General features: G+C 65.0%; 25 protein-coding genes. 2 read left to right on the top strand and 23 right to left on the bottom strand.

Annotation, left to right across the window (positions count from 1 at the left end; all coding sequences use genetic code 11):
• Positions 1 to 50: 50 nt before the first annotated feature.
• Both B2585_RS19420 and B2585_RS19415 read right to left on the bottom strand, forming a co-directional pair.
• Positions 51 to 428, bottom strand: a complete 378-nt coding sequence (locus tag B2585_RS19420) for a DUF4260 domain-containing protein (RefSeq protein WP_292025589.1) — start codon at positions 426 to 428, stop codon at positions 51 to 53.
• Between the two features lie 92 nt (positions 429 to 520).
• The gene (locus B2585_RS19415) at positions 521 to 1,126 is read right to left on the bottom strand and encodes a flavin reductase family protein (protein ID WP_292025588.1); all 606 of its coding nucleotides are present in this window, start codon (positions 1,124 to 1,126) and stop codon (positions 521 to 523) included.
• A 155-nt stretch (positions 1,127 to 1,281) separates the two neighbouring features.
• On the opposite strand from B2585_RS19415, the gene B2585_RS19410 reads away from it, so the two are divergent.
• Positions 1,282 to 1,812, top strand: coding sequence for a GNAT family N-acetyltransferase (locus B2585_RS19410; RefSeq protein ID WP_414674073.1), 531 nt, complete (start codon positions 1,282 to 1,284; stop codon positions 1,810 to 1,812).
• Positions 1,813 to 1,814: 2 nt separating this feature from the next.
• Here B2585_RS19410 and ptsP read toward each other — a convergent pair whose 3' ends face one another.
• From ptsP to B2585_RS19350, 12 genes are all read right to left on the bottom strand, one after another.
• Positions 1,815 to 4,085, bottom strand: coding sequence for a phosphoenolpyruvate--protein phosphotransferase (gene ptsP, locus B2585_RS19405; protein WP_414674072.1), 2,271 nt, complete (start codon positions 4,083 to 4,085; stop codon positions 1,815 to 1,817).
• A 224-nt stretch (positions 4,086 to 4,309) separates the two neighbouring features.
• Positions 4,310 to 5,545, bottom strand: coding sequence for an aspartate kinase (locus B2585_RS19400; protein WP_292025586.1), 1,236 nt, complete (start codon positions 5,543 to 5,545; stop codon positions 4,310 to 4,312).
• 69 nt (positions 5,546 to 5,614) lie between these two features.
• Positions 5,615 to 8,626, bottom strand: coding sequence for a beta strand repeat-containing protein (locus B2585_RS19395; protein WP_292025585.1), 3,012 nt, complete (start codon positions 8,624 to 8,626; stop codon positions 5,615 to 5,617).
• Between the two features lie 227 nt (positions 8,627 to 8,853).
• On the bottom strand, positions 8,854 to 9,675 hold the full coding sequence (locus B2585_RS19390) for a glycosyltransferase (RefSeq protein ID WP_292025584.1): 822 nt from the start codon (positions 9,673 to 9,675) through the stop codon (positions 8,854 to 8,856).
• A gap of 38 nt (positions 9,676 to 9,713) precedes the next feature.
• The gene (locus tag B2585_RS19385; RefSeq protein WP_292025583.1) at positions 9,714 to 10,127 is read right to left on the bottom strand and encodes a DUF1178 family protein; all 414 of its coding nucleotides are present in this window, start codon (positions 10,125 to 10,127) and stop codon (positions 9,714 to 9,716) included.
• 77 nt (positions 10,128 to 10,204) lie between these two features.
• Positions 10,205 to 10,672 carry an NUDIX hydrolase gene (locus tag B2585_RS19380; protein ID WP_292025582.1) on the bottom strand — a complete coding sequence of 156 codons (468 nt, stop codon included), beginning with the start codon at positions 10,670 to 10,672 and terminating at the stop codon, positions 10,205 to 10,207.
• A 98-nt stretch (positions 10,673 to 10,770) separates the two neighbouring features.
• The gene (gene metG / locus B2585_RS19375; protein WP_292025581.1) at positions 10,771 to 12,489 is read right to left on the bottom strand and encodes a methionine--tRNA ligase; all 1,719 of its coding nucleotides are present in this window, start codon (positions 12,487 to 12,489) and stop codon (positions 10,771 to 10,773) included.
• A gap of 219 nt (positions 12,490 to 12,708) precedes the next feature.
• Positions 12,709 to 13,605, bottom strand: a complete 897-nt coding sequence (locus B2585_RS19370) for a DMT family transporter (RefSeq protein WP_292025580.1) — start codon at positions 13,603 to 13,605, stop codon at positions 12,709 to 12,711.
• Positions 13,602 to 14,048 (bottom strand): lipocalin, encoded by a 447-nt coding sequence (locus B2585_RS19365; RefSeq protein WP_292025579.1) that lies wholly within the window; start codon positions 14,046 to 14,048, stop codon positions 13,602 to 13,604. Before B2585_RS19365 ends, B2585_RS19370 begins: the two co-directional genes overlap by 4 nt.
• 21 nt (positions 14,049 to 14,069) lie before the next feature.
• Entirely contained in the window at positions 14,070 to 14,603 is a 534-nt protein-coding gene (locus B2585_RS19360) for a lipocalin family protein (protein ID WP_292025578.1), read from the bottom strand.
• Positions 14,604 to 14,661: 58 nt separating this feature from the next.
• On the bottom strand, positions 14,662 to 15,702 hold the full coding sequence (locus tag B2585_RS19355; protein WP_292025577.1) for an aldo/keto reductase: 1,041 nt from the start codon (positions 15,700 to 15,702) through the stop codon (positions 14,662 to 14,664).
• Positions 15,703 to 15,793: 91 nt separating this feature from the next.
• Entirely contained in the window at positions 15,794 to 16,228 is a 435-nt protein-coding gene (locus B2585_RS19350) for a DsrE family protein (RefSeq protein WP_292025576.1), read from the bottom strand.
• A gap of 108 nt (positions 16,229 to 16,336) precedes the next feature.
• Between B2585_RS19350 and B2585_RS19345 the strand changes: the two genes are divergently transcribed.
• Positions 16,337 to 16,957, top strand: a complete 621-nt coding sequence (locus B2585_RS19345) for an ImuA family protein (protein WP_292025575.1) — start codon at positions 16,337 to 16,339, stop codon at positions 16,955 to 16,957.
• Positions 16,958 to 17,143: 186 nt separating this feature from the next.
• Here the strand turns inward: B2585_RS19345 and B2585_RS19340 are convergent, their stop codons facing one another.
• The 9 genes from B2585_RS19340 to B2585_RS19300 all read right to left on the bottom strand — a co-directional run bounded on the left by B2585_RS19340 (position 17,144) and on the right by B2585_RS19300 (position 26,151).
• Positions 17,144 to 19,330 carry a 3-hydroxyacyl-CoA dehydrogenase NAD-binding domain-containing protein gene (locus B2585_RS19340; RefSeq protein WP_292025574.1) on the bottom strand — a complete coding sequence of 729 codons (2,187 nt, stop codon included), beginning with the start codon at positions 19,328 to 19,330 and terminating at the stop codon, positions 17,144 to 17,146.
• A 14-nt stretch (positions 19,331 to 19,344) separates the two neighbouring features.
• Positions 19,345 to 20,556: an acetyl-CoA C-acetyltransferase gene (locus tag B2585_RS19335; protein ID WP_292025573.1), complete on the bottom strand. Its 1,212-nt coding sequence runs from the start codon at positions 20,554 to 20,556 to the stop codon at positions 19,345 to 19,347.
• A gap of 30 nt (positions 20,557 to 20,586) precedes the next feature.
• The gene (locus B2585_RS19330) at positions 20,587 to 21,222 is read right to left on the bottom strand and encodes a glutathione S-transferase family protein (protein ID WP_292025572.1); all 636 of its coding nucleotides are present in this window, start codon (positions 21,220 to 21,222) and stop codon (positions 20,587 to 20,589) included.
• Between the two features lie 105 nt (positions 21,223 to 21,327).
• A complete protein-coding gene (locus tag B2585_RS19325; RefSeq protein ID WP_292025571.1) occupies positions 21,328 to 21,831 on the bottom strand; it encodes a hypothetical protein in 504 nt (167 codons plus the stop codon).
• Positions 21,832 to 21,840: 9 nt separating this feature from the next.
• Positions 21,841 to 22,053: a hypothetical protein gene (locus B2585_RS19320; protein ID WP_292025570.1), complete on the bottom strand. Its 213-nt coding sequence runs from the start codon at positions 22,051 to 22,053 to the stop codon at positions 21,841 to 21,843.
• A gap of 24 nt (positions 22,054 to 22,077) precedes the next feature.
• Positions 22,078 to 23,856 carry an acyl-CoA dehydrogenase C-terminal domain-containing protein gene (locus tag B2585_RS19315; RefSeq protein WP_292025569.1) on the bottom strand — a complete coding sequence of 593 codons (1,779 nt, stop codon included), beginning with the start codon at positions 23,854 to 23,856 and terminating at the stop codon, positions 22,078 to 22,080.
• 32 nt (positions 23,857 to 23,888) lie between these two features.
• Positions 23,889 to 24,287: a MerR family transcriptional regulator gene (locus B2585_RS19310; protein ID WP_292025568.1), complete on the bottom strand. Its 399-nt coding sequence runs from the start codon at positions 24,285 to 24,287 to the stop codon at positions 23,889 to 23,891.
• 114 nt (positions 24,288 to 24,401) lie between these two features.
• Complete coding sequence (locus B2585_RS19305; protein WP_414674071.1) at positions 24,402 to 24,800, bottom strand: MerR family transcriptional regulator; 399 nt, start codon at positions 24,798 to 24,800, stop codon at positions 24,402 to 24,404.
• 211 nt (positions 24,801 to 25,011) lie between these two features.
• Positions 25,012 to 26,151, bottom strand: coding sequence for a putative manganese transporter (locus B2585_RS19300; protein WP_292025566.1), 1,140 nt, complete (start codon positions 26,149 to 26,151; stop codon positions 25,012 to 25,014).
• Between the last annotated feature and the right edge of the window lies 1 nt (position 26,152).

The following is a 26,152-nucleotide window of genomic DNA, read 5'->3' as shown; positions in this document are numbered from 1 at the left end:
AATGCTAAAGACGCGGGGTCTCAGTGCAGGCCGTGACCAACGCGCCTGCATCAAAACGACAGATGCGTCCGCTTGAAGTCGCCCCGCGCCTTCAGGCCATAGCCCACCGCCCGGTCGATTGCGATATGGCTCCACCAGATCGCGCCAAGCGCGAGGATGAGCGGCGCTCCGACCCACCAGCCAAGACCGATCACGACGGCCGGCCCCGTGAAGACATGGGCGATGTTGTAGGCAACAGCGCCCACGCGTGCCCCTGCGAGATAGCCGAGCGCGCTCAGGTCCGGCGCAAGGATCAGGACCGCGAAGAGCCACCAACTCTCCCCGCTGGACGCGAACAACCCAAATCCAAGAGCGGTGAGCGCAAGGCCTTCGAGCCGCAAATGGACAATCTGGTCGCGGTCGAGCGGTTGGCGCGGTGTGGTGGTCATGGCGGTCTCCTTCATTCAGGAGAACGTTCGCATCTTCGCCTGTGAATGGAAATCCGCCAGAACTGGTGATCAGATATTCAAAAGTGACTGGCTCAATCGTCCGGCCGTGTCAGCTCAAATGCGTCGCGGATGATCGTGTAGTCCCGATAGCCGAGTCGCGAGACCATTCCGAACTTCGTGATGTCGAACTTGCCGTCCACGAGGCAATCGTCGCGGATATGCACACCGACGACCCGACCGACGACGAGGAAATTGTCCTCGCCCTCCAGCGTCACGAGCTGGCTCAGCTTGCATTCGAGCGAGGCGGGGGCGAGCGCGACGCGGGAACAGGCGATCTCGTTACAGGCGGCCTTCGTCACCTTGGCATGGGGAAACTCATCCTCGCCCGCCGAAAGCGTCTGCGAGCTTGCGTTCATGTGGTCGATGGCTTCGGCCTCCACCACGTTCACGCAGAACACGCCGGTCTGGTCGATGTTACCCAGCGAATCCTTGCCGCGCGCCCGGTCCGACTTGCCCGAGGTCGAGGCGAACATGACCTGCGGCGGCGAATAGGCCACGCCGTTGAAAAAGGAATAAGGGGCGAGGTTGTCGATGCCCCGGCTCGACCGGGTCGAAATCCAGCCGATCGGGCGGGGCGTGATGATGGCATTGAAGGGGTTGTGGGGAAGGCCGTGGCCGTCTTCTGGTCGATAAAACATGGCGGTCCTCGTCTGGTTGCCCTTTGCTACCGCGCCCGGCCGGGGATTGGAATGCGCCGGGGCGCGCGATCCGCCGGCATCCTCCCGAATTCACGAAGATATTCCCGCACCGCCGCCGCCGTCTCGGGGCTTTCACCTCCCCGCTGGTTTGGGCTATGGCGGGGAGGCAGGCCGACAGAAGGGGGCGCGCGCTGTTCAATCTGGCACCAGAAACGCCCGCCGACTGGTGGGAGGTCGAAGCACTCTACGACCTCTGTTTCGCACCGGGGCGCGAGGCGCTGTCCTCCTATCGTCTGCGCGACGACGTTGACCCCGTCGTCGGGCTGTCCACGACCGCGCGCGACGGTGACGGCATCCTCGCGGGCGCGATCCGGTTCTGGCCCGTGCATGTGGGGAGTCACGATGCGCTGCTCCTCGGTCCCGTGGCGGTCCACCCAACCCGGCAGGGCGAGGGGCTGGGCGGCCTGCTCATCAGCCACAGCCTCGACCTCGCGCGCGCACAGGGTTGGGCGCGCGCGCTTCTCGTGGGGGATGCACCCTATTACGGGCGCTTCGGGTTCGACCGACTGGAAGGTGTCGAGATGCCGCCGCCTACCAACCCGGACCGCGTACTGGGCATCGCTCTGGCACCGGAGGGCTGGTCGGGCGTGACGGGCAGGGTTCGGCGATGGACCGACCCCGGCTGACGTCAGTTGCCGGTCGCGTCACGGCGGAACAGGTAATCCATCACCGGCTCGCGCACCGACTGAATGCCCGATCCCCGCGCCTCGTCGAGCACCTGGCGCAATTCGGAGAGGTCCGTGCGCCGGATCAGGTGTTTCACCGGGCCGACCGAGGCGGGGCGCATCGACAGGCTGCGCATCCCGAGGGCCGCGAAACAGACCGCTTCGACGGGCCGCCCGGCATCCTCGCCGCAGAAAGACAGCGGTGTCCCGGCCTCTTCGCAGCGTCGGATAATCATGTCGATGATGTTCAGAAACGACGCGTTCAGTGTGTCATAGCGCCGCCGAACCCGCTCGTTTTCGCGATCTGCGGCAAAGAAGAACTGCTTGAGGTCGTTGCCGCCGATCGAGATGAAATCGGCTTCCTCATAGAACTGCCGCGGCGCGAAGGCGAGCGAGGGGGTCTCCAGCATCGCGCCCACCTCGACGTTCTTCGGCAAGACGTGACCCATCGTCTCCTCCCGCTTGAGCTCGCGGTAGAAGATCTCTTTGGCCTGCGAGAATTCCTCGTACTGGGCGACGAACGGAAACATGATCGACAGATCGCGCCCGGCGGCCGCCCGGATCAGCGCCTGGACCTGCATCCGCATCACACCGGGCTTGTCGAGCCCCACGCGGATCGCGCGCCAGCCGAGCGCGGGGTTCGGCTCCTCGGTCGGCTTCATGTAGGGCAGCACCTTGTCCGACCCGATATCGAGTGTGCGAAACACGACGCGCTTGCCACTGGCGGCGTCCAGCACCCGCGAATAAAGCGCCGCCAACTCGCCCCGGCGCGGGACGTTGGAGCGGATCAGGAACTGAAGCTCCGTGCGAAACAACCCGACGCCCTCGGCGCCGGAGCCTTCGAGCGACGGCAGATCCGCCATCAGACCCGCGTTCATCATCAACGAGACGGTTGTGCCCTCGTCGCTGGTCGCCGGCATGTCGCGCAGGCCGACATAGCGCTGTTGTTGTTCGGCCTGCATCGCCATCTTGTCGCGGAACGCGCTGCGCACGCTGTCCTCGGGGCGCAGGTGGACCAGCCCCTGATCTCCGTCGACGATGATCGGGTCGCCGTTCAGCGCCTCGGTCGTGATGCGCCGCGCGTTGACGACAAGCGGGATGGCCAGCGCACGGGCGACGATGGCGGCATGGCTCGCCACCGACCCGCCCTCGAGCACCACGCCCTTCAGTCCGCGCCCGTATTCGAGCAACTCGCCGGGGCCGATGTTCTGGGCGATCAGGATCGGGTCCTCGGGCATCTCCGCACCCGTATCGCCCCCTTGGCCGGTGAGGATACGCAGCAGCCGGTTGGACAGGTCGTCAAGGTCGTGGAGCCGCTCGCGCAGGTAAGCGTCAGGCACCTGCGCCATGCGCGAGCGTGCAGAGCTTTGTTCCTTCTCAACGGCCGCCTCGGCAGACAGGCCCCGGTAGATGTCCTCCTCCATCCGGCGCATCCAGCCCTTGGAATTGGCGAACATCCGGTAGGCTTCGAGCACCTGCAACTGGTCCTTGTCGACGCCCTGTGTTGTGGCGAGCAGCTCGTCCACCGACACCCGCAACTCGTCCACGGCGGCCCGCAGCCGGCGTGCCTCTTCGTGTGGGTCATCCGCGATCGGGTTCGTCACCACCACACGGGGCTCATGCAGCCAGACATGACCCTCGGCGATCCCCTCCTGCCCGGAACCGCCCCGGAACATGGCCGGACGCTGGTGGAGGGCGGCAAGCGCCGCGCCCTCTCCGACGAAGGCTCCAAGTTCCGTCATTTCGGCAAGGACCATCGCCACGACTTCCATGCCGTAGACCTCGTCCTCGGTGAACCCGCGCGCCTCTTTCGATTGGACGACAAGGACGCCCAGCGTCTCGCCCAGCCGCTGGATCGGGATGCCGAGGAAGGACGAGAAGATTTCCTCGCCGGTTTCAGGCATGTAACGGAATCCGCGCTCGGCGGGTGCATCCGGCGTATTGATGACCCGCGAGGTGCGCGCCACGCGACCGACAAGGCCCTCGCCCATCCGCATCCGGGTCTGGTGGACGGCTTCGGCCTTCAGACCTTCGGTCGCGCAGAGTTCCAGAGTGTCCGAATCCCGGAACAGGTAGATCGAGCAGACTTCCACGCCCATCGAGGTGGCGATGATGCGGGTCACATGGTCCAGACGCTCCTGACCCGCGGAATCCGCGGCCAGTGCTTCACGCAGACGGCCGAGCAGCTTGCGCGACTCGGACGGCTCCGTTTCTGGCGTGTGTTCCCTGTTCACGATGCATCCCCGGACATTCGACATGGTTAAAACACACCGCCGCCCCCGGCGGAAAGCGTTTTCAGCGAATCATTAGGCGGTCTTCGGCTTGTGACGCGGGCGCAAGCGCACCAAGCGCATGACTGCAAGTCCGGCGGGCGGTCGGGGAATCCGTGCGGAAAACGCGCGATGCACCCCCGGCCATCCGGGCGATGTCCTGATCGCGGGTACGCCCCGTGACCCTGTCAGACCTTGTCGAGGTCGAACGCGTCGTGGAGGGACTGGACGGCCAACTCCATATATTTCCGGTCCACCAAGACCGAGATCTTGATCTCGGACGTCGTGATGACCTTGATGTTGATGCCCTCGTTCGCGAGCACCGAGAACATCCGCGCCGCGATCCCGGCGTGGGAGCGCATACCGATCCCCACGACCGACACCTTCGCCACATCTTCATCCGCGACAAGCTCGCGAAAGTTGATGTCGCCCTTTTCCTTGGCCGCGGTCAGCGCTTTTTCCGCGCGCGCCACCTGTCCCACGGGGCAGGAGAAGGTCATGTCGGTGCGACCTTCCTCCGAGATGTTCTGAACGATCATGTCCACGTTCACGCCGGCCTCGGAGAGGGGGGTGAAGATCGCGCTCGCGATGCCGGGGCGGTCGGCCACCGAGATCAGCGTCATTTTGGCTTCATCGCGGCTGTAGGCCACACCGGAGACGGCATTCTGTTCCACGATTTCCTCCTCGTCGCAGACCAGCGTGCCTGCATTGGGGTCATATTCTTCGAAAGACGACAAGACGCGCAGCTTCACCTTGAAGCGCATGGCAAGCTCGACCGAGCGGGTCTGGAGCACCTTGGCGCCCAGGCTGGCCAGTTCGAGCATTTCCTCGAAGGCGATCTTGTCGAGCTTGCGGGCCTTGTCCTCGATCCGGGGGTCGGTGGTGTAGACCCCGTCGACGTCGGTGTAGATGTCGCAGCGCTCAGCACCGAAAGCGGCGGCAAAGGCCACGGCGGTGGTGTCCGAGCCACCCCGGCCCAACGTGGTCACCCGGCCCTCGGGCGAGATGCCCTGAAAGCCCGCCACCACGGCGACCTTGAAGCCTTCGTCGAATTTCGCGTTGATCGCGTCGGTGCCGATGTCTTCGATCCTGGCCGACGAATGGGCCGAGTTGGTCTTGAGCGGCACCTGCCAGCCCTGCCAGCTGCGCGCCGGGACATCCATTTCCTGAAGTCGCAGCGCCATGAGACCGGCGGTCACGATCTCGCCCGAAGCCACGACCGCATCGTATTCGCGCGCGTCGTACATGGGAGAGGTTTCTTCGACCCAGCCGACCAGCTCGTTGGTCTTTCCGGCCATCGCCGAGACGACGACAATCACGTCGTAGCCATTCGCGACTTCGCGCGCGACCCGCTTGGAGGCGCGCGCGATCCGGTCGAGGGTGGCGACGGAGGTGCCGCCGAATTTCATCACCAGAAGCGGCATTTGCGCCCGTCCCCGTGGTCCCAGTCAATCCCGCGCCTGATAGAGCCCGGCGCGGACTTGCGCAAGAGGTCAGGGAACCGCGACGGGCTCTTCCTGGAGCGTCACGTTCGGGATGTCGGCCGGTGTGAGACCCTGCAGGGTCAGGGCCACCGAGGCCGCGACGCCGCCGCCTGTGCTGCTGGTCGTCCAGAGCAGGTAGAGGCCGTCCGCGCCGCCATCGACGATGGAGTAGTTGCCCAGTTCCCCGGCCGGGACCATCACCACGTCGTCGGCGGTGTTGAAGTCGGTGACCACGCGGTCGTTCGTGCCGTCGGTGCCGACCTCGTTTCGCACGAAGATCGTGTCGTCCCCGTCGCCCAGCGTGATCTCGCCCACACCTTCGACCGCGACGAAGTCGTTGCCACTGCCGGCGTTGACCGTGTCGTTGCCGGTGCCGGTCTCGATCGTGTCGTCGCCGCTGCCGCCGCTTATGTCGTCATCGCCAGCGCCGCCGTCCAGGGTATCGCCCATCGCTTCGCCGTTGATGATGTCGTCGCCGTCGCCACCACGAATGGTGTCGCCGCCGTCGTAGCCCAGCAGTGTGTCGTTGCCTGCGCCACCATCGATCACGTCGGAGCCGCTCCAGCCGTCGACGTAATCGTTGCCATCGCCCGCGTCGATCGTGTCGCCGCCGGTATCGCCGAAGATGGTGTCGTTCCCGGCGCCGCCGGTCACGGTGTCGTCGCCAGCACCGGCATCGATGTCGTCTTCGCCGTCACCGCCGTCGATGTCGTCGTTGCCGCCGCCACCTTCGATGTTGTCGTTACCCGCGCCACCGCGCAGGATGTCGTCGTTGGTGCCGCCGAGGATCGTGTCGTCGCCATCGCCGCCATCGACCTCGTCCGCGCCGCCCATGCCGTCGATGGTGTCGTTCCCACCGCCACCGTCGATCATGTCGTCGCCCGGATTCCCGAAGATCTCGTCATCGCCAGCGCCGCCGAAGATGGTGTCGTCGCCGCTGCCACCGGCGAGCGTCGTGCCGCCATCGCCGCCGGTGATGACGTCATTGCCATCGCCGCCTTCGATCAGGTCGGTGAGGATGCCGCCGCCCACGATGTCGTCGCCGTCACGGGCGATGATCGTGTTGGCCGTGGAGTTGGCCGAGAGCACGTCGTCATCGTTGGTGCCGAACACGTCCGGACCCTGGATGTCGTCAATATCCGCCTCGGTCAGACCCTTGAGCAGGATGCGGGCATAGACCACGTCGGACCCCGACGAACTGTCGGTGATCGTGAACAGGAGCCCGGCGTCGAGCCCGGTGGCGTTCACCGCGAGTGCCCCGTCGAGGGCCAGTTCGTTGGCGTTGGCGCCCACGATGGCCAGCACGTCGGTCGAGGTGTCGAAATCTTCGATCACGGCGACGTTCGGCGTGGTGCCGTCGGCCTCGTAATAGTCGGTGCCGGAATTATCCACCACGAAGGTGTCCGCCCCGTCGCCGCCGGTCGCGCTGTCGCCGATATCCATGTACAGGGTGTCGTCGCCGGCGCCGCCGTCGAGCGTGTCGTTACCCTGTCCCCCATTCAGGACATCATTGCCATCACCGCCATCGAGCGTGTCTTCACCGGCGCCGCCGTCGAGCGTGTCGTTGCCCGCGCCGCCCGAGATCGTGTCGTCGCCGACGCTGCCGGAGACCGTGTCGTCCCCGTCGCCGGCCGTGATGGTGTCGTCGCCAAGCCCGCCGTCGACGAAGTCGTCGCCGTCGCCTGCATCCACCGTGTCATTGCCGTCGCCCGCATAGATCGTGTCGTCACCGGCACCGGAAATGATGGTGTCGGCCCCGTCGTCGCTGTTGATCGTGTCGGCCCCGGCGCCGGTCGTGATGGAGTCGTCGCCCGCGCCGCTCCAGACCTGGTTGTCGCCGTCGCCGACGTCGATGTCGTCATCGCCATCGCCACCGCGCACGGCATCGTTGCCGGCGCCCGCGACGATGGTGTCGTTGCCTATCCCGCCGCGCAGATCGTTGTTGCCTTCGCCGCCGTCGATCGCGTCGTTGCCGTCGCTGCCCTGGACGTAGTCGTCGCCCGCGCCGCCATCGAGGTCGTCATCGCCCGAGCCGCCGTTGATCTCGTCATTGCCCAGACCGCCGGTGATCGTGTCGATCCCGTTGCCGCCCTGGATCTCGTCGTCGCCGTCGCCACCATCCACGGTGTCGTCGCCGTCGCCCGCGTCGATCTTGTCGTTGCCGGTTCCGCCGGTGATCACGTCGTCGTCGGCGCCGCCGTAAATCTCGTCGTCGTCCGCGCCGCCGTCGATCACGTCATTGCCGGACTTGCCGCGCAGGATGTCCTTGCCCGCGTCGCCGGTGATCGTGTCTGCGCCCGCGCCTCCGGTCACGTCGTCGTCGCCGTCGCCGCCGCTTACGGTATCGTCGCCGAAGCCCGCGTAGATCGTGTCGTTTCCGCCATCGCCCGAAATGATGTCGGCGCCGCCCACGCCCTGGATCAGGTCGTCTCCGAGACCGCCGGAAATGGTGTCCGCGCCACTCCCACCGTCGATGGAGTCGTTGCCGGCGCCACCATCGAGCGTATCGTCGTTCGCGCCGCCGGTGATCGTGTCGTTTCCGGCTTCACCGAGGATCGTATCCTCGCCACCGCCGCCGTTGAGGTCGTCATCGCCCGCGCCACCGGTAATCCGGTCGTCGCCCGCTGCGCCAAACGCATAATCTTCACCCGCGCCGCCCCCGATGGTGTCATCGCCGAAGCCGCCGTAGAGATTGTCGTCGCCGCCCTGGCCATAGATCTGGTCGTCACCGTTCATGCCGCTGACGGTGTCGTCCCCGTCGAGTGCGTAGATTTCCTGCGCTCCGGCGCCTGCGTAGTAGAGGTCGATCTGGTCGGTGAGGTAGATCGGCCCGGTGTTCACACCGCCGCCGCCTCCGGTGCCGCCCGTGCCGGACCCGCCGTTTCCGCCGGGGTCGATGGTGCTGCCGCCGCCCTCGTTGCCGTCCATGTCTTCATTCGGGTCCGGGTCGTCGTCCGGCGTGAAGTCGAACAGAAAAGCAGCGCCGATGAGAAGCGGGATGAGCAGCAAGAGCAGAAACATGGACAGTGTCCCCCGAAGTCGAAATGCATACGGGTATGGACGCCGGAAAACTGGCCCCATCCCCCCCAAGTGTTCTTGAACTTACCCGGCATTAAGACTTTTCGCCTAGAGAAATCCCGGCTTTGGCCAAAAAAAAGCCACATTAACCAAGAAGTTAGCCGCCCACTGTTTCCGGCGCGCACTGCACAGCGTGCGGCATGTCGAATTGTTCCGAAACTGGAAACGCGCTACTGCGCGGCGATTCCCTCGTCGCCCTCTTTGCGTTGCGCATTGGGAAAATGGGCGGCGAGCCAAGGGAAGTAGGGGAAGACCTCGGCGATCTGGTCGTCCGACAGATGCTCGTCGGACTGGTGCGCCCGGCTGTCGTTCAACCCGTGAACGGCGCGCAGGTAATAGGGCCTGAGATGCGTCACCATGTACGACGGGTGACGCTGCCCGATCCGCTTGTGACTGGTCAGGAACGGATTTCTCTTGGTGTCCGAGGGCGCGATCAGCGCCAGGCCGAGGTTCGTGTAAGGCACATAGCGCTGCGACAGCCACGACAGGCGACCGTCCTCGATGCCGAGCGTATAGCCGCGCGGAAACGACAGGAACGTGTAGGGGCGCGGGTTCATGGGGTCGCGCAGGGCGAAGGTGCCGTAATGCTTCACGGCCGCCACGAAGTCGGTCGAGACGGCGTCGTCGTCGTCCAGCACCACCTGCGCCACGGTCTGATCCTTGTAGAGCTTCGCGACCGTGTTCTTCATGATGTGCCCGGCGGAGCCTTCGGGACGGTACAAGATCCGGCAGCGCTCTTTGCCCAGCACGTCAAAGCACAGCTCCCGCAAGCGCTTTTGCCAGCCTTCCGGCATCAGGCTCGAGGACAGGACCATGTGCTCAAAGGCGCGGTCGGTCTGGCCGGTGAGGCTGGCGAGCGTGACCTGCTCGAAATACTTCATCCGCTGGGCAAGCCGGTCGCTGTCGAACAGTAGGTTCGGATCCGCCGCGTGGTCGGATTTCCAGCCGGATTGGCCGAAGAACGAGAACCGGGTTTCGAAGACGACCTTCATGGCTCGACCCTACCAGCTTTCCGGGCGTTTTCTACAGGCTAGTTGGCCTTGCGCGTCGGGATGAAGGGCAGGGGAGCGACGGCGATCCCGTCTTGCAACAAAGCGAGCGCGTCCTTCGGTTTCGCCTCGCCGTAAATGCCGCGTTTGGGCGTCTCGCCCTCGTGAATCTTGCGCGCCTCGGTGACAAAGGAGCTGCCGACATAGTCGCATTCCGCCTCCACCTTGGCCTTGAACGCGGCAAGGTCCGCTTCGCGGGGCGGTGTGTCTGTTTTCGGCGCGGGGGTTTTCGTCGTGGCCACGCGGGGGGCCATGAGCGATTTGGACACATCGCCGCTGCCGCAGTCCGGGCAGGTGACATGCCCCGCCTTGGCGAGCGTGTCGAAGGCGCCTGCATTCTGGAACCAGCTTTCGAAATCGTGCCCGTCGGCACATTTCAGAGCGTAACGGATCATGTTGCGAACCTGTCACAAAGGGTTTGCGAATATGTAACCCTTCGTGCGTCCCGCGCAAGGGTGTTCGGTGCGCCCGATCACATGCCGCGCGGGTCGAAGTGTTTGACGATCTGGCGCAATTCCGGCTCGTCGAGCACCTTGGCGGCCTTCTTCGGGCTCAGCCATTTCCGTTTGCGCTGGCCTGCTTCCGGCCAGTCGTTGAGCAACCGGCGCACCCTGACGGGAAAGATGGCCACGACCACCGGAAGGCGCTCTTTTTCGTGGACCTTGAAGTAGGAATAAAAGCCCACGACCGTATCGAGCGGCGTGCCATCGACACCGGCTTCCTCGAAAGCTTCGGTCGCGGCGGCCTGTGCCGGCGTTGCCCCGTCCATCGGCCAGCCCTTGGGCAAAATCCACCGGCCGGTGCCCCGCGAGGTGATCAGGAGCACCTGAAGTTTGCCGTTCTTCACCCGGTAGGGCAGCGCGCCGAACTGTGTCCGAACGTCCCGCTTGCCCGCCGATTGCAGGTGGACTGGCTTTTGCCTTGCGTTCACGACGATCATCCTGCTCGGAACCTTCTGCCGTAGGATGATGTTAGCGGCGGCCCGCCCGCCGGGGAAGGCCGAACTTGGCGAATATCACGCGCGCGCCCGTCCGTGGCTCAGTCGCGCTGGCCCGAGAACTGCGCTTGCCACGCCTCGCGCTGCTCGTCGGTGATCTTTGCGAACAGCACCTCCGGCACGGTGAACGCGTGGCCTGCGGGCAGCGCCGACAACGCGGTGGCCAGATCGTCGGGCCAGTCTGTGTCGAGCGTGTTCATGCCGGACAGCATCTTGGCCGCCGCATCGGGCACGAAGGGGGACGAGATCACGGCATAGACCCGGATCAGGTTCAGCATCAGGCGGATGATCGCGGCGGCGCGGTCCTCGTCCTCCTTGAACACCGACCACGGCGCGGCTGCCTGAAGGTATTCGTTGCCGACGGCCCAGATCGCGCGAAGTTCCTGCGCGGCCTTGCGGATTTCCATCGCCTCCATCTGGCGTTCGTAGGAGCGGATGCGTTTTTCCAGATCGGCGATAAGCGCGGTTTCCGCCTCGCCCATCTCGCCCGCGGCCGGAACCTCCTCGCCGAATTTCGAACGGCAGAACTTGGTGACGCGGCTGACGAAGTTGCCCAGCACGTCGGCGAGGTCCTTGTTGATCGAGGATTGGAAGTTTTCCCAGGTGAACTCGGCGTCCGAGTTTTCCGGCGCGTGGGACAGCAGCCACCAGCGCCAGTAGTCGGCGGGCAGGATGTCGAGCGCCTGATCCATGAACACGCCGCGCCCTTGCGAGGTCGAGAATTGGCCGCCATCGTAGTTCAGGTAGTTGAACGACTTGATGTAATCGACCAGCTTCCACGGCTCGCGCGACCCCATGATCGTCGCGGGGAAGGACAGGGTGTGGAAGGGCACATTATCCTTGCCCATGAATTGCACATAGCGAACATCGTCGGCGCCTTTGTCGGTGCGCCACCAGCGTTCCCATTCACTTTCCGAACGTCCCGTCGCTTCGGCCCATTCTGCCGTCGCGCCGATGTATTCGATGGGGGCGTCGAACCAGACGTAGAAGACTTTGCCCTCCATCCCCGGCCAGTCGGCGTCGCCGCGCTTGACCGGCACGCCCCAGTCGAGGTCGCGGGTGATGCCGCGATCGCGCAGTCCGTCACCATCATGCAGCCATTTCTTTGCGATGGAGGTCGTGAGCACGGGCCAGCCGGCCTGACTGTCGATCCACTGATCGAGCTCGTCCTTCAGCGCGGATTGCTTGAGGAACAGGTGCTTGGTCTCGCGCACCTCCAGATCGGTCGAGCCGGAGATGGCCGAGCGCGGCTCGATCAGGTCCACGGGGTCGAGCTGCTTGGTGCAGTTCTCGCACTGGTCGCCGCGGGCCTTGTCGTAGCCGCAGTTGGGGCAGGTGCCTTCGATATACCGGTCGGGGAGGAAGCGGCCGTCGGCGTTGGAATAGACCTGCTCCTCGCTCACTTCCTCGATGTAGCCGTTGTCGTAGAGCTTGCCCGCGAAGTGCTGCGTCAGCTTGCGGTTCTGGGGCGAGGACGAGCGGCCGTAATGGTCGAAGGACAGGCGGAACCCCTCGGCGAGCTTCGTCTGAACGCCATGCAGCTCGGCGCAGTACTCCGCGACCGGCTTGCCCGCCTTCTTCGCGGCGAGTTCCGCGGGGGTCCCGTGTTCGTCCGTCGCGCAAATGAACATCACTTCGTGACCGCGCGCGCGCATGTAGCGGGCATAGAGATCGGCGGGAAGCTGGGACCCCACGAGGTTCCCGAGATGCTTGATCCCGTTGATATAGGGCAGGGCCGAGGTGATGAGGATGCGCGACATGTTCAATCCTTGATCCGTTCGCGCCGGGTGTAACGCAACCGAATGGGACGTGCCAGATGTAAGGCGGGCTCAAAGCGCCTGCTTCACCGCGCGATTGAGGGCCCGGTAGGAACGGGCGGTAATGGGGCAATGCGCGGGACACGAGATGGCGAGCCCCCGTGCGCGTGAGTTTTCGGCAGCGATCCGGGCCAGGTGCCGCACAGGCGGGCAGGGGCCGGATCAGGTAACGAGGACCAGCGCCACGATGGAGACGAGGAGGAGCGCCATGCCCGCCACTTCCCGCCGCGTGGAGCGGTCGTGGAACACCAGCCACGACACCAGCAGCGAGAAGACGAGCTCGATCTGCCCGAGCGCCCGCACATATGCCGCGTTCTGGAGCGCAAAGGCCACGAACCAGCCGAGCGACCCCAGCATCCCCGTCACGCCCACCAGACCTGTGACCCGCCAACGCCGGGCGACCCGCGTGATCTCGCCCGGTTGAGCCGCGCGCAGATAGGCCGCCATGACGATGCTCTGAAACGTGGTCACGGCGGCCAGCGTCAGCACCGCCCGCAGGAACGCGCTGTCGGCGGCGATCTCCAGTGTCGCGCCGCGATAGCCGATGGCGGCCATGCCGAAAAGCGCGCCCGCGAGCAGGCCCAGCCCCGACGCCTTGTTCACGAGTGCTAGGCGCCCTCCGCCGGTGCGCCAGCTCAGGAGCACGACGCCGACCACGCCCACGAGGATCGCCGCGAAACCGGGCGCCGTGACCGGCTCGCTCAACAGCACCAGCGAGAAAAGGACGACGAGGATCGTCTCGGTCTTGGTGAATGCGATGCCGACGGCGAAGTTGCGCTCCGAGAAGAGCTGAACGGTCGCCATCGTCGCGACGACCTGGCTCAACCCGCCGAACACGACGAAGGTCCAGAACCGGGGGGTGAAGGCGGGCAGGGGCTCGCCACGTTGCACGAGCCAGACCGCGGTCACGGCGATTGCGATGGGTGCTGCAAACACGAAACGGGCGAACGTCGCGCCCCCGGCGCTAAGGCCGCTGCCCTTGAGCGTCTTTTGCAGCGCGAAGCGAACTGTCTGAACGGCCCCGGCGGCGAGCGCCACGAGCACCCAGACTTCGATCACCGTATCTCTGCGGCGTCGTAGCCGTTCCAGACCATGATCTCGCGCGCCGCGCGCAGCCGGTCGGGCGGGATCGCACCACCCTTGTTCAGGATGGCGCCGAAGCGATTATCCGGGCGACCCAGCACGAGGGTCCTGTCGTCCGCATCGGCCCAGAGGACGAAAAGCGTGCCAGTCGCATCTGCGAAATCGAGCCGGCCGTTGCCCCGGTCGATGGCCGTCACCACGTTCTCGCCACCGGGACGCACGAGGAAAAGCGTGTCGCCTTCCCGGTCATGAAAGCTCCAGCGCCCGCCGGGCGCACGGCCGACGGCCCCCACCTCGACCCATTGACCCATGAGGCGATCCACATCGAACCCGGCCACGGCCGTCATGCGAGGAGTGTCGGGACCGCCCGTGGAACAGGCGGCCAGAGTCAGAAGGGCGGCGACGATAAACGCTTTCATGCCGCCCTTCTAGGGTTTGGCTTACTGCGGGACCAGTACAATCTCGGACGTATCGTATCCGTTCTTGCGCAGGACCGAATAGGCCTGATCGAGCTGGCTCTGCCGGATCTGCGGGGTGCGCGACAGGACCCAGCCGGTGCTTCCGCTCGGCTCGCCCACAACGGCGAGCGAGTAATCCGATGCGACGTAGAGTACCCAGTAGTCCCCGACGCCAATACCCGGCAATGCCTGAACGAAATCGACCTTGACCTTGCCGGGGCCGACCGGCGTGGCTTCAGCCTTGCGCGATCGGGCGGGGCCGTCCGGCGAGCCCTTGTGGCAGGTGTTGAGCACTTCGAACGTGTCGCCCTGAAGCGTGTATTGCGCGGTCACGCCCGCGCAGTTCGTCTCGAACCAGTTGGGGAAGCGCGCGATTTCGTACCACTTGCCCATGTAGCGCTCGACGTCGACATTGACCGTGGTCATCGGCACCGAGGTGTCGCGGTATTCGGCCATTGCCGGGGTGGCCATGGCAGCGGCGGCCGCCAACGCCATCAGGCCTTTCGTGAAACGCATGTGTCTGTCTCCTTGTCCGTTTGGAATGGATACGGCGCGCGACGGTCTCCGGATGAGTTCAGAACGGCATCGGGTGCGCTTTGTGGGCGGCGGAAATCTCGGCCTGCACCTCGTCCGACAGGGACAGGTCGGCGGCACCGAGCGCGCGTTCTATATGCTCGGGTTTCGTCGCGCCAAAGATCGTCGACCCCATGAAGGGCCGCGACGTGCAGAAGGCCAGCGCCATGTGAACCGGATCAAGCCCGTGTTTCTCTGCAATCGCGAGATAGGCGTCGATAGCCGGCCAGACGCGGTCCGTGGTGCGCCCGCCGAGGTTCGACACATGTGTCATGCGCGACCCTTCGGGCACGGTCCGGCCGCCCTCGTACTTCCCGGTCAGAAGTCCTGCGGCGAGCGGCGAGTAGGCAAGGCACCGGACGCCCTCGTTCATGCACAGTTCGGCAAGGTCGAGGTCGAACAACCGGCACAGCAGCGAATATTCGTTCTGGATCGTGACCACTTCGGGCCCGCCCATCTCCCGCGCGATCTGGAGCCATTTCTGCGTGCCCCAGGCGGTTTCGTTGGACAGTGCGAAATGCCGGACCTTCCCGGCGTCCACCAGCTCGGTCATCGTCTCCATCACGTCGCGCATGTGGTCGTCTGTATCCACCGGGTCCTGCCCGGACGGGTCGTATTTCCAGTTCTGCCGGAAATGGTAGGAGCCGCGCTGCGGCCAGTGCAGCTGATAGATGTCGATGTGGTCGGTCTGGAGTCTGCGCAGGCTGCCCTCGACCGTCTCGCGCAGGATCTCGCCGTCATACCCGTCCTCGCGCACCGTGGCCGAAGGGCCCGTGACCTTGGTGGCCAGCACCACGTCCTCGCGCCGACCGGTCCTGGCGAACCAGGTGCCGATGATCTTTTCGGTATTGCCCCAGTGATCCTTCGACAGCGGGTTGGTCGGATACATCTCGGCGGTGTCGATGAAGTTGATCCCGTGATCGAGCGCCATGTCGATCTGGGCATGACCCTCGGCCTCGGTGTTCTGCGTGCCCCATGTCATCGTGCCGAGGCAAAGCTCACTGACCTCGAGAGCGCCGCCGGCGAGCGTATTCATTCTCATGTGGGAAATCTCCTGTCCGGTTCGCGCGCACTCTTGCGTGGACGATCAGGAAAGTGAACCCCCGGGATCGGGCGATCCCGGGGGTGCCTGGTCAGGGCCGGACGTAGGCGTAACCCTGCTCCTGCAACTCCATCAGCCGCACGACTCCCGAGGGCACGACGTGAGCCTCGGACAGGAGCGCGACTTCGGTGCCCGCCTTTTTTGACATGTTGCGCAGGGTGTTGCCGCAGGCGGCGAAGGTGATGTCGTCGCTTTCCAGCGACATGGTCGAGATCCGGTCCGCCACCGGGCTTTTGCCGTCCACGAACATGGTCAGACCGGGGCCGTATGCGACGATCTCGATCACCACCGTGTCCCCCTGTTCGGCATAATAGCTGCGCACGTTCTGGGCATTGTTCAGCGCCATGTTCATGACCTGCGCGTCGGCCTCGTCCACATGGATGGCAAGGTGGTGGGTCTCTCCTTCGGCGAAAGCCGAGGTGGCAGTGGCGAGCGCGATGGCGCTCGCGAGAGCTAGGTGTTTCATGGTTTCCTCCCGTGTTGTGATACTATCGTATCATTGAATTCGTGAATGTGTTGAAAAATTCCTGTCGGGAGGGATTGAGAACATAATGGGAACATTTATCATGGGGGCATGCACCAGACCGTTCTTCTCGACCGCCGACCGCATCGCGACCGCCCCGGCCAGCCCTTCCTCGGGCGGCTGGCGCTGACGCAGGCGCGGGTGCATGAGCTGTGCGGCCCGGCACGTCATACGCTGGCCGGGATCGTCGCGGGCGGTATGGAGGGGCCGGTGATCTGGGTGCGTCCGACGTGGGAGGGGGCGCGGGTCCACGGGCCCGGTCTGGCCCGCCTGATGGACCCCGGCCGTGTGGTCTTCGTCGATGCCGAGCGGCCCACGGACCTGCTCTGGACGCTGGAAGAGGCGCTGCGCTCCGGCGTCGTGCCGCTGGTGGTGGGCGAACTGCCCGGCCCGCCGGGGCTTACCCCCATGCGGCGCCTGCAACTGGCCTGCGAGGCGGGCGCGGGGCAGGGGCTGCGCCCGCTCGGGCTGGTGCTCACCCCCGAGGGGGCGAGTCCGGGGGGCGAAAGCCGCTGGCACATGACCCCGGCCCACGCGCTGCGCGAGGAGGGCTGGCACCTCACCCGCGAACGCCACCGGCAGGACCCGCCCCGCTCGTGGCAGGTGGGCGTGAAGGGCGAAGGTTTCGCGCTGGGCACCAGCCTCTCGCCCGAGGGGCCGTTGCCACATTGAGCGCGGGCAAGCCCGCGCGCAGGTCTTGCGCGTCACCGCCTGCGGCGGACACGCGCGGTGGGAGGGGCGCTGCCCCTCGCCAGGTTTGACAGGCAAACCTGTCTCACCCCGAGGTATTTTGGGACCGGAGAAGACATGAAAAGGCCCGGTCGTTTGACCGGGCCCTGTCGTTGCGTCTCGGGGGCCTCAGGCGGCCTTGGCGGCGTCCGGGCCGAAGCGGCCGTAGAAGGTTTCGCCCTTCTGGGCCATCTCGCGCAGGAGCTTGGGCGTGGTGAACCGCTCACCGTAGGCCTCGGTCAGGTGGTCGCAGATTTCGACCGCCTTCGCGGCGCCGATCATGTCGAGCCACGAGAACGGCCCGCCCGACCACGGCGCGAAGCCCCAGCCGAGGATCGCGCCCACGTCGCCCTCGCGGATGTCCATGAGAACGCCCTCTTCCAGTGCGCGCACCGCTTCGAGGACCTGGCTCATCATCAGGCGATGCTGCACCTCGGTCAGCTCCGGCTGATCGTCCGAGGCCGGGAACCGTTCCTGCACGACCGGCGAGAAGCCGGCGCGCTTGCCCTTCTCGTCGTAGTCGTAGAACCCCGCGTTGGATTTGCGGCCCAGACGCCCTTCGTCATACATCCAGAACATGATCTCGTCGGTCGCGTCGTCATAGGCATCGCCCATCGCGGCCTTGGTCGCCTTGGCGATCTTCACGCCGAGGTCGATCGAGGTCTCGTCCACCAGTTGCAGCGGCCCCACCGGGAAGCCGAGCAAGCGCGCGGCGTTGTCGATGAGCGGCATCTCGGTGCCTTCGGTGACCAGCCGAACACCTTCGTTGATGTAGGGGATGATGCAGCGGTTGGCGTAGAAGAAGCGCGCGTCGTTGACCACGATCGGGGTCTTCTTGATTTGGCGCACATAGTCGAGCGCCTTGGCCACGGCCCGGTCGCCGGTTTCCTTGCCCTTGATGATCTCGACAAGGGCCATCTTCTCGACGGGCGAGAAGAAGTGGATGCCGATGAATTGGTCGGGACGCGACGACGCCTTGGCCAGATCGGTGATCGGCAGGGTCGAGGTGTTGGTGGCGAAGATGCAGGTGTCGGGAATGACAGCCTCCACGTTCTTCGTCACCTCGGCCTTGATGCCCGGATCCTCGAACACGGCCTCGATGATGAGGTCGGCGTCGGAGAGCGCGTCGTAATCCGTGGTCGCGGTGATGCGGCCCAGAACCTCGTCCTTCTTCTCAGGCGTGGTCTTGCGCTTCTTTATGCCCGCGTCGAGGTAGTTCTCGACATAGGCTTTGCCCTTGTCCGCGGCCTCTTGTGTCTGGTCGATGAGCGTGACCTCGATGCCCGCCTGTGCAGACACCAACGCGATGCCCGCGCCCATCATGCCGGCGCCCAGAACGCCCACCTTCTTCACGCGCTGATCCGGCACGCCTTCGGGGCGCACGGCACCCTTTTCGAGCGCCTCCTTCGAGAGGAACAGCGAGCGGATCATGGAGCCCGAGGACGGGTCCATGATGACCTTGGTGAACCAGCGCGCCTCGATCTTGAGGGCGGTGTCGAAGGGAACCATCAGCCCCTCATAGACCGCCGAGAGCATCGCCTTGGGGGCCGGGTAGGCGCCCCATGTGTTTCCCATGATCATGGCATTGGCGCCGACGAAGGTCTGGAAGCCCGCCGGGTGATAGGGCGCGCCGCCGGGCACCTTGAAACCCTTTTCGTCCCACGGCTTCACGATGTCCTTGTCGGTCGCTTCCAGCACCCAGGCTTTTGCCGCGGCGACCGGATCATCGACCACCTCGTCGATCAGGCCCGCTTTCTGCGCCTGTTCCGGCGAGGACATTTTCGCCTGCAGGAGGAACGGCGAGGCCGCCATGACGCCCAGTTTGCGGGCAAGGCGCGTGGTGCCGCCCATGCCGGGGAAGATGCCGACCTGAATTTCAGGCAGGCCAATTTTGGCCTTGGGGTTGTTGGCCGCGAAGATGCGGTGGCAGGCCAGCGGAAGCTCAAGCCCGATGCCGAGCGCGGTGCCGGGTAGGGCTGCCGCGACGGGCTTGCCGCCCTTGTTGGTCTTGGGGTCCATCCCGGCGCGTTCGAGTTTGCGCAGCATCTTGTGGCCCGTCATCGTGCCCTCGAACACGCCCTCGGCGCCCTGTTCCTTGAACTGGGCCAGGATGTTCAGGTCCATGCCCCCAGCGAAGGTGTCCTTGCCGGAGGTGATGACGATGCCTTTGACGCTGTCGTCGCCCAGAGCCTCGTCGGCCAGCGCGGTCAGCTCCTCGATACCCTGCTGGGTGAGGACGTTCATCGAACGGCCCGGCAGGTCCCAGGTGATGATGGCGACGCCGTCGGCGTCTTTTTCCATGGTGAATTCAGCCATTGGTCGAAACTCCCTTACACGCGCTCGATGATGGTGGCGGCACCCATGCCGGAGGCGACGCAGAGCGTGGCCAGACCGGTCGACAGGTCGCGCCGCTCCATCTCGTCCAGAAGCGTGCCGATGATGATCGCGCCCGAGGCGCCGAGCGGGTGGCCCATCGCGATGGCGCCTCCGTTCACGTTCAGCTTGGAATGGTCCACGTCGAAGGCTTGCATGAAGCGCAGGACCACGGCCGAGAACGCCTCGTTCACTTCGAACAGGTCGATGTCGGAGATCGACATGCCGGACTGTTCGAGGATGCGTTCGGTCGCGGGCACGGGGCCGGTCAGCATGATCGTCGGGTCGGTGCCGATCTTGGCCGTCGCACGGATGCGCGCGCGGGGCGTCAACCCATGTTTCTCGCCGAATTCCTTGGAACCCACGAGGACCGCCGCCGAACCATCCACGATGCCGGACGAGTTGCCGGCGTGGTGGACGTGGTTGATGCGCTCGAGGTGCGGGTACTTGAGCCGGGCGACCTTGTCGAATCCGGGCATGCTCTCGCCCATGTCCTTGAACGACGCCTTGAGAGAGCCGAGGCCCTGCATGTCGGTGCCGGGGCGCATGTATTCGTCATGGTCGAGGATGGGGAGGCCGTTCACGTCCCGCACCGTCACAATCGACTTGTCGAACCGGCGCTCTTCCCAGGCTTCGGCGGCGCGCTTCTGGCTTTCCACGGCAAAGGCGTCCACGTCATCGCGCGAGAACCCGTATTCCGTGGCGATGATGTCGGCCGAGATGCCCTGCGGCACGAAATAGCTGTCCATCGCGACGGTGGGATCGACGGCGACCGCGGCCCCGTCCGAGCCCATCGGCACGCGGCTCATGCATTCGACGCCGCCCGCGATATAGGCTTCGCCCGCGCCGCCCTTCACTTGGTTGGCCGCAAGGTTCACGGCTTCCATGCCGGAGGCGCAGAAACGGTTGATCGACAGGCCCGGGATTCGCTCGTCGAGGTCGGAGGCAAGCACGGTGGTCCGTGCAAGGCAGCCGCCCTGTTCCATCGCCTGCGTGGCGTTGCCCCAGATCACGTCCTCCACGGCGTGACCGTCGAGGTTGGAGCGTTCCTTGATCGCGTTCAGCATCTGCTTGCCCAGGCTGACCGAGGTCACTTCGTGCAGGCTGCCGTCGGCGCGGCCCTTGCCGCGCGGGCTGCGCACGGCGTCATAGATATAGGCTTCGGACATGGTGTTCCTTTCGGTGTCGTCAGTCGTTGATCAGGCCCGGTCGGCAGGCGAGCCGGGCATCAGGTCATAGGGGTGTTTCCACCCCGGTGTTTCGGAAATGCGGTCGAGCCAGGCCGAGATCGCGGGATACTCCGCGCGGTCGAAGCCGAAGGGCTCGGGGTAATAGAGGTAGGCACAGCACGACAGGTCGGCCATCGTGAGCCGGTCGCAGGCGAGCCAGTCGCGGGTCGCGAGTTCCGCCTCCAACACGGCGAGCGCGGCTTTGCAGCGGCCTTGCATGAAGGCGATGACATCGGCGTTGCGATGCTTTTCCGGCAGGAAGTTCATCAGGAACCGGGTGACGCCGAACTGCGACGATCCCTTGTGGTTGTCCCAGAACTGCCAGCGCAGGATCTCGCGCCGCTCCGCCGGGTCGTCGGACCAGAACTTGCCGGTTTGCTCCACCACCCAGTCCTGGATCGCGCCCGATTGGGACAGACGCAGGTCGCCATCGACCAGCACCGGGGCCTCGCCCATCGGGTTGATCTCCTTGTAGGCGTCCGAGCGGGCCTCGCCGCTGAAGAAATCGACGAACACTGGCTCCCAGTCGATGCCCGCAAGCTCCATCGGCAGCGCTGCCTTGTAGGAATTTCCGCTTTCGCCGAAGCAGTAGAGTTTCGCCGTCATGTTCCGTCCTCCCGATCTGTCGTTTGTTCGTGCGGGAAGACCGGGGCCCCGCCCCGGACATCCCGAGATGTGCGGCCCGGAGCAAAACCCCCGGACCCGCGTCGATCAGGGCAGGCGCACGTTGGCGAAGCCCGGATAGACCGCTTTCACGATCTCGTATTGTTGGGCCTGCTCGATCCGCACAAGGTACCAGGCGCCGCCGTCCTGCAATGCGAGCGTCTGGGTGTTCGTGGTCTGCCGCCCTTCGGGGCCCTTCACGGTCGTGCGCGTCGGGATGAAGGCAAAGTCGATGCCGTCATTGGTGGTGCCCGTGGCCATCCGGTTCATGTTCATGTTGAACTTCTCGACCTTCACGTCGTCCATGAAGACGGACATCTGTTTGGCCAGCGTGCTGGCAAGCTGATTGGCCGGGATGCCCGTCTGCCGGGACATGTAGTCGAGAACCCTCGGTGGCATCGCGTTCAGGACGCCCTCGAAGTTGTTGGACTTGAAGTCCTGCGCGAAGCTTTGCGTCACCGCTTGCACGGCGGCCTTGTCCGAATTGTCGAAGGCAAGCGCCGACAGGGGCAGGGCGGTCGCGAATGCGGCGGCGGTGAGTATGCGTTTCATGGGTCCTCCTCAGCGTTTTCTCTCATCGATCTCGGCATTGAAAAGCCGAAGCCGGTGCGTCAGCGCGTCGGTATCCGTCACGCTGTCGAAATGCTCGAACAGGAAGGAGAGCGCTTCACCCTCGTCCAGCCCCGCCTCGCGGGAAAAGGACTTCAGTTTCCGATACCCGTCCTCGGTCATGGCGACCGGGAAACGCCGGGTCAGGCGGAAACGCTTGGGCATGTGGCTCTCTCCTCCCTTGAACGATCAGAACGCTTCGGCGGCCAGCTCCATCACCGGGTCCGCACCGCTTTCGATGCGGGCGAGGTGCATCTTGGTCGCCGGAAGCTGGCGCTTCATGTAGTAACGCCCGGTTGCGAGTTTCGTCTCATAGAACGCCGCGTCATCGGTGCCCGCGTCAAGGGCGTCGTAGGACGCCTTGGCCATATTGGCCCACATGAAGCCAAGGCAGACATGGCCGAACATGGTCATGAAGTCATAGGAACCGGCCAGCGCATGGTTGGGGTTCTTCATGCCGTTCTGCATGAAATACATCGCGGCGGCCTGAAGATCCTTGGAGGCGTCCTTGAGCGGATCGAGGAAGTCGGACTTGAGCGGCCCGTTGCCCTCGTTCTCCTTGGCGAAGTTCTTCACCAGCTCGAAGAAGCCCATGACGTGCTTGCCGTTGTCCTGGGCGAGCTTGCGGCCCACGAGGTCGAGCGCCTGAATGCCGTTCGCGCCCTCATAGATCATGGCGATCCGGCTGTCGCGGACGAACTGGGACATGCCCCATTCCTCGATATAACCGTGGCCGCCAAAGACCTGCTGCGCCTGCACGGCGCTTTCCAGACCCTTGTCGGTGAGGAAGCCCTTGAGCACCGGGATCATCAGCGAGACGAGGCCCTCGGCCTCCTCATCGCCTTGGCGCTGCGAGCGGTCGATCAGTTCGGCCGACCACAGCACGAAGGCGCGCGCGCCTTCGATAAAGGACTTCTGGTCGAGCAGCGCACGGCGGATATCCGGGTGGACGATGATCGGGTCGGCCGGTTTCTCGGGTGCTTCCACGCCGGTGATGGCGCGGCCCTGAAGCCGGTCGCGGGCGTATTCCAGCGCGTTCTGGTAGGCGGCGGTCGCCTGACCCAGCCCCTGAACGCCGACGCCGAGACGGGCCTCGTTCATCATGGTGAACATGGCGCGCATGCCCTTGTGCTCGGTCCCGAGCAGATAGCCGGTCGCACCGTCGTAGTTCATCACGCAGGTGGAATTGCCGTGGATGCCCATCTTCTCTTCCAGCGCACCCACGGAAACCGCGTTGCGCTCACCCAGAGAGCCGTCCTCTTTCACGAGGAACTTGGGTACGATGAAGAGCGAGATGCCCTTCACGCCGTCCGGGCCGCCGGGAATTTTCGCCAGCACGAGGTGGATGACGTTGTCCGACATGTCGTGATCGCCGGCGGAGATGAAGATTTTTTGCCCGCTGATCTTGTAGGTGCCGTCATCCTGCGGCTCGGCCTTGGTGCGCATGAGGCCCAGATCGGTGCCGGAATGCGGCTCCGTCAGGTTCATGGTGCCCGTCCACTGGCAGCTCACCATGTTGGGCAGGTAGGTCTGCTTCTGCGCGTCCGTGCCGTGCGCGTGGATGGCGGAATAAGCCCCGTGCGTCAGGCCCTGATACATGTTGAACGCCATGTTCGAGGCCGTAAGGAACTCGCCCACCGCCGAGCCAAGCACATGGGGCAGGCCCTGACCGCCGTATTCGGGGTCGCAGTCGAGCCCGGTCCAGCCGCCGTCGCGGACCTGATCGAAGGCCTCCTTGAAGCCGGTCGGCGTGCGCACGACACCGTTCTCGAGTTTGCAGCCCTCGACGTCGCCGACGCGGTTGAGGGGCGCGAGCACTTCGGAGGAAATCTTGGCGGCCTCTTCGAGAATCGCCGAGGTAAAGCTCGGGTCGAGGTCGTCGTAGCCGGGAATGTCCTTGGACTCGACCTTCAGCACATCGTGCAGGACAAAGGCCATATCGCGGGTGTCGGGGGTGTAGCTGGGCATGTTCTCTCCCTAAAAATATTCTCTGCGCGGCGTTATTCGGCCGCTTCGTCCTGTTCCATCGAGGCCAGCATCTTGCGGCCCCAGTCCAGTTGGCCGGAGAGGTCGCTGATCGCCTCGTCCAGCTCGGCGCGCTGGGCGCGCAATTCGTTGAGGTGGCGCTCGGCCAGATCGATGGTGCGCGTGTATTGCGTCCGTTGCTGATCCCCCACGTCGTAGAGGTCGAGCAGCTGGCGAATCTCTTCGAGCGGGAAGCCGAACCGCTTGCCCCGCAGGATGAGTTTCAGCCGCGCCCGGTCACGCCGGGTGAACAGGCGTTTCTGACCGTCGCGCACGGGCGAGAGCAGTTCCTTCTGCTCGTAAAAACGCAGGGTCCGTGCGGTGACGCCGAACAGATCGCACATTTCGCGAATGGTCATGAGATCGTCGGTCATGCCAAACTCCAGTTGGTTGCGGTGACGCTGACATAGGTCACTTGCCGCCGGAGTTCAGCAGAACATTACGTTTACGTCAACGTAACGTGGCGTCACAACGCCGAGAGGGCGCCCTCAGCCCTTTTTCATCGCCGCCGAGACCTGTTCGCGCATCTCGGCAAGCTCCTGACGCGCGGTCTTGAGATCCTCGATCTGCTGCCCGAGAACGCCCAGCTGGCGGTCGGCCATCTCGATCCAGACCTCGTTCTGCGCCTCGGTGCCCTGCTCATCGTAGATCAACAGGAACTGGCGGCACTCTTCGAGCGAAAAGCCCCACCGCCGCCCACGCATGACGAGCGTCATGCGTGCGACCTCGCGCGGGGTGTACCAGCGCGTGCGCCCTTCCTTCTCGGGTTCGAGAAGCTCGATGTATTCGTAATAGCGCAGGGTGCGCGGGGTCACGTCGAATTTCTCGCACATGTCCTTGAAGGACAGGCGGTCCGATTTCGCCCCGGATACGTCTTTCATGGTCATGGCCGTCGCTGGATGATCCTCACTGTGACGCAGGGTAACGGGGGAATCAGGGCGCGTCCAGTCGTTTCGCTTTGCGAAAGTCTGTTTCGCTATGTGGCCTGTGCGCTGCCATGCGGAACGCGCCTGCGCGCGTGCAGGTCTTGCGCCGCCCTGCCTCCGGCAGGTCGTCGCGGTGGCGCGGGGCGGCTGGTGTCATCCTGCCGCGCCCGATTCAGTTCATGAAGCCGGGCGCGAGCCAGTAGAAGGTGTAGGCGACGATCAAAGCCGGCACTGCCGAATAGAGCGTCGCGATCACGGCGGCCCGCGGATTGAGCGCGATGGCCGGGAACAGCGCATCCCCGTCGTTGGAAATGGCATTGCCCATGAGCGCCGAGAACGGGATCAGCCCGTTGATATAGAGCGTCGCGACAAGCACCTGAGGGCCGCACCCCGGCACGAAACCGATGGCCACGGCGATCAGAGGCAAGAGAGGGGCGACAGCCGCGAAAAGCGCCTCGAGGTCGAGCCCGGAATAGGCCGCGAGATAGTCATAGGCGAGGTAGGCGCCGATCACCCAGACCGAGATGAACGAGGTCTCCTCGGCCATCCGCGTGATTGGAGCGTCCGCCGGGTTGGTCATCGCCTGAAGCGGAGAAAAGGCCCATATGACGAGGCCCAGGAACGTGCCCGCAAGCGCGATCCAGAGGATCGGGATACCGGCGATCGACCCGATCTCGACCATGCCAAGCTGGGCCGCGCCGACGACGAGGCCCGGGACGGCGAGGCCGAGATAGGCGTAGTCCACAAGGCGGGTCTGGCCGATCAGCGGCACTTCGTGATGCCCGGCGGCCGAGAGGTCGCGAAATTCCGCCGTGTTGAACTTGTCCACGATCCAGCCGGACACGATGCCGACCCCGAAGGACAGGGGCAGGACGACCGCCGCCGCATCGGGCCGGGTCGCGATCAGAAGAAACGCCGCGTCGCCCATCGTCGCGGTCAGCGTCGCCACGACCGCGCCGAATCCCACGTTGCCCGAGGAATAGGCCGCGACCACCACGACCGCGCCGCCACAGCCGGGCGTGGCACCCAGCAGGGCCGCGAGCGGCACCTGCGCGCGCCCGGCAGACCGAAGAGACCGGCCGATATCGAAACCGAACACCCGCTCGGCGCCGTAAAACAAAAGCAGCGTCGCCGCGACGAAGACCGAAACCTGCACATAGGCATCCGTCATGAGCTCCCGCGTCAACGTGCCGAGGCTGCCCGGAGCGATGGTGAGCACGAGCAGGACGAACAGCACGAACAGACGGCGTGGCCGGAACGCGGGCCATGTCCGGTTGGCTTCTTCAACGTTCATCCAGTCGATCGGGGTCATG

This window comes from Maritimibacter sp. UBA3975 (assembly GCF_002384975.1).
In the GTDB taxonomy this organism is placed as follows: Bacteria; Pseudomonadota; Alphaproteobacteria; order Rhodobacterales; family Rhodobacteraceae; genus Maritimibacter.
The sequence above is the reverse complement of the archived record's forward strand: the minus strand, read 5'-3'. Positions and strand labels throughout refer to the sequence as shown.

What these genes read in the sequence shown, in the direction of transcription:
- B2585_RS19420 (WP_292025589.1), bottom strand. Translation starts at nt 428, where the DNA reads ATGACCACCACACCGCGCCAACCGCTCGACCGCGACCAGATTGTCCAT.
- B2585_RS19415 (WP_292025588.1), bottom strand. Translation starts at nt 1,126, where the DNA reads ATGTTTTATCGACCAGAAGACGGCCACGGCCTTCCCCACAACCCCTTC.
- B2585_RS19410 (WP_414674073.1), top strand. Translation starts at nt 1,282, where the DNA reads ATGGCGGGGAGGCAGGCCGACAGAAGGGGGCGCGCGCTGTTCAATCTG.
- B2585_RS19400 (WP_292025586.1), bottom strand. Translation starts at nt 5,545, where the DNA reads ATGCCGCTTCTGGTGATGAAATTCGGCGGCACCTCCGTCGCCACCCTC.
- B2585_RS19395 (WP_292025585.1), bottom strand. Translation starts at nt 8,626, where the DNA reads ATGTTTCTGCTCTTGCTGCTCATCCCGCTTCTCATCGGCGCTGCTTTT.
- B2585_RS19390 (WP_292025584.1), bottom strand. Translation starts at nt 9,675, where the DNA reads ATGAAGGTCGTCTTCGAAACCCGGTTCTCGTTCTTCGGCCAATCCGGC.
- B2585_RS19385 (WP_292025583.1), bottom strand. Translation starts at nt 10,127, where the DNA reads ATGATCCGTTACGCTCTGAAATGTGCCGACGGGCACGATTTCGAAAGC.
- B2585_RS19380 (WP_292025582.1), bottom strand. Translation starts at nt 10,672, where the DNA reads ATGATCGTCGTGAACGCAAGGCAAAAGCCAGTCCACCTGCAATCGGCG.
- metG (WP_292025581.1), bottom strand. Translation starts at nt 12,489, where the DNA reads ATGTCGCGCATCCTCATCACCTCGGCCCTGCCCTATATCAACGGGATC.
- B2585_RS19365 (WP_292025579.1), bottom strand. Translation starts at nt 14,048, where the DNA reads ATGAAAGCGTTTATCGTCGCCGCCCTTCTGACTCTGGCCGCCTGTTCC.
- B2585_RS19360 (WP_292025578.1), bottom strand. Translation starts at nt 14,603, where the DNA reads ATGCGTTTCACGAAAGGCCTGATGGCGTTGGCGGCCGCCGCTGCCATG.
- B2585_RS19355 (WP_292025577.1), bottom strand. Translation starts at nt 15,702, where the DNA reads ATGAGAATGAATACGCTCGCCGGCGGCGCTCTCGAGGTCAGTGAGCTT.
- B2585_RS19350 (WP_292025576.1), bottom strand. Translation starts at nt 16,228, where the DNA reads ATGAAACACCTAGCTCTCGCGAGCGCCATCGCGCTCGCCACTGCCACC.
- B2585_RS19345 (WP_292025575.1), top strand. Translation starts at nt 16,337, where the DNA reads ATGCACCAGACCGTTCTTCTCGACCGCCGACCGCATCGCGACCGCCCC.
- B2585_RS19340 (WP_292025574.1), bottom strand. Translation starts at nt 19,330, where the DNA reads ATGGCTGAATTCACCATGGAAAAAGACGCCGACGGCGTCGCCATCATC.
- B2585_RS19335 (WP_292025573.1), bottom strand. Translation starts at nt 20,556, where the DNA reads ATGTCCGAAGCCTATATCTATGACGCCGTGCGCAGCCCGCGCGGCAAG.
- B2585_RS19330 (WP_292025572.1), bottom strand. Translation starts at nt 21,222, where the DNA reads ATGACGGCGAAACTCTACTGCTTCGGCGAAAGCGGAAATTCCTACAAG.
- B2585_RS19325 (WP_292025571.1), bottom strand. Translation starts at nt 21,831, where the DNA reads ATGAAACGCATACTCACCGCCGCCGCATTCGCGACCGCCCTGCCCCTG.
- B2585_RS19320 (WP_292025570.1), bottom strand. Translation starts at nt 22,053, where the DNA reads ATGCCCAAGCGTTTCCGCCTGACCCGGCGTTTCCCGGTCGCCATGACC.
- B2585_RS19315 (WP_292025569.1), bottom strand. Translation starts at nt 23,856, where the DNA reads ATGCCCAGCTACACCCCCGACACCCGCGATATGGCCTTTGTCCTGCAC.
- B2585_RS19310 (WP_292025568.1), bottom strand. Translation starts at nt 24,287, where the DNA reads ATGACCGACGATCTCATGACCATTCGCGAAATGTGCGATCTGTTCGGC.
- B2585_RS19305 (WP_414674071.1), bottom strand. Translation starts at nt 24,800, where the DNA reads ATGACCATGAAAGACGTATCCGGGGCGAAATCGGACCGCCTGTCCTTC.
- B2585_RS19300 (WP_292025566.1), bottom strand. Translation starts at nt 26,151, where the DNA reads ATGACCCCGATCGACTGGATGAACGTTGAAGAAGCCAACCGGACATGG.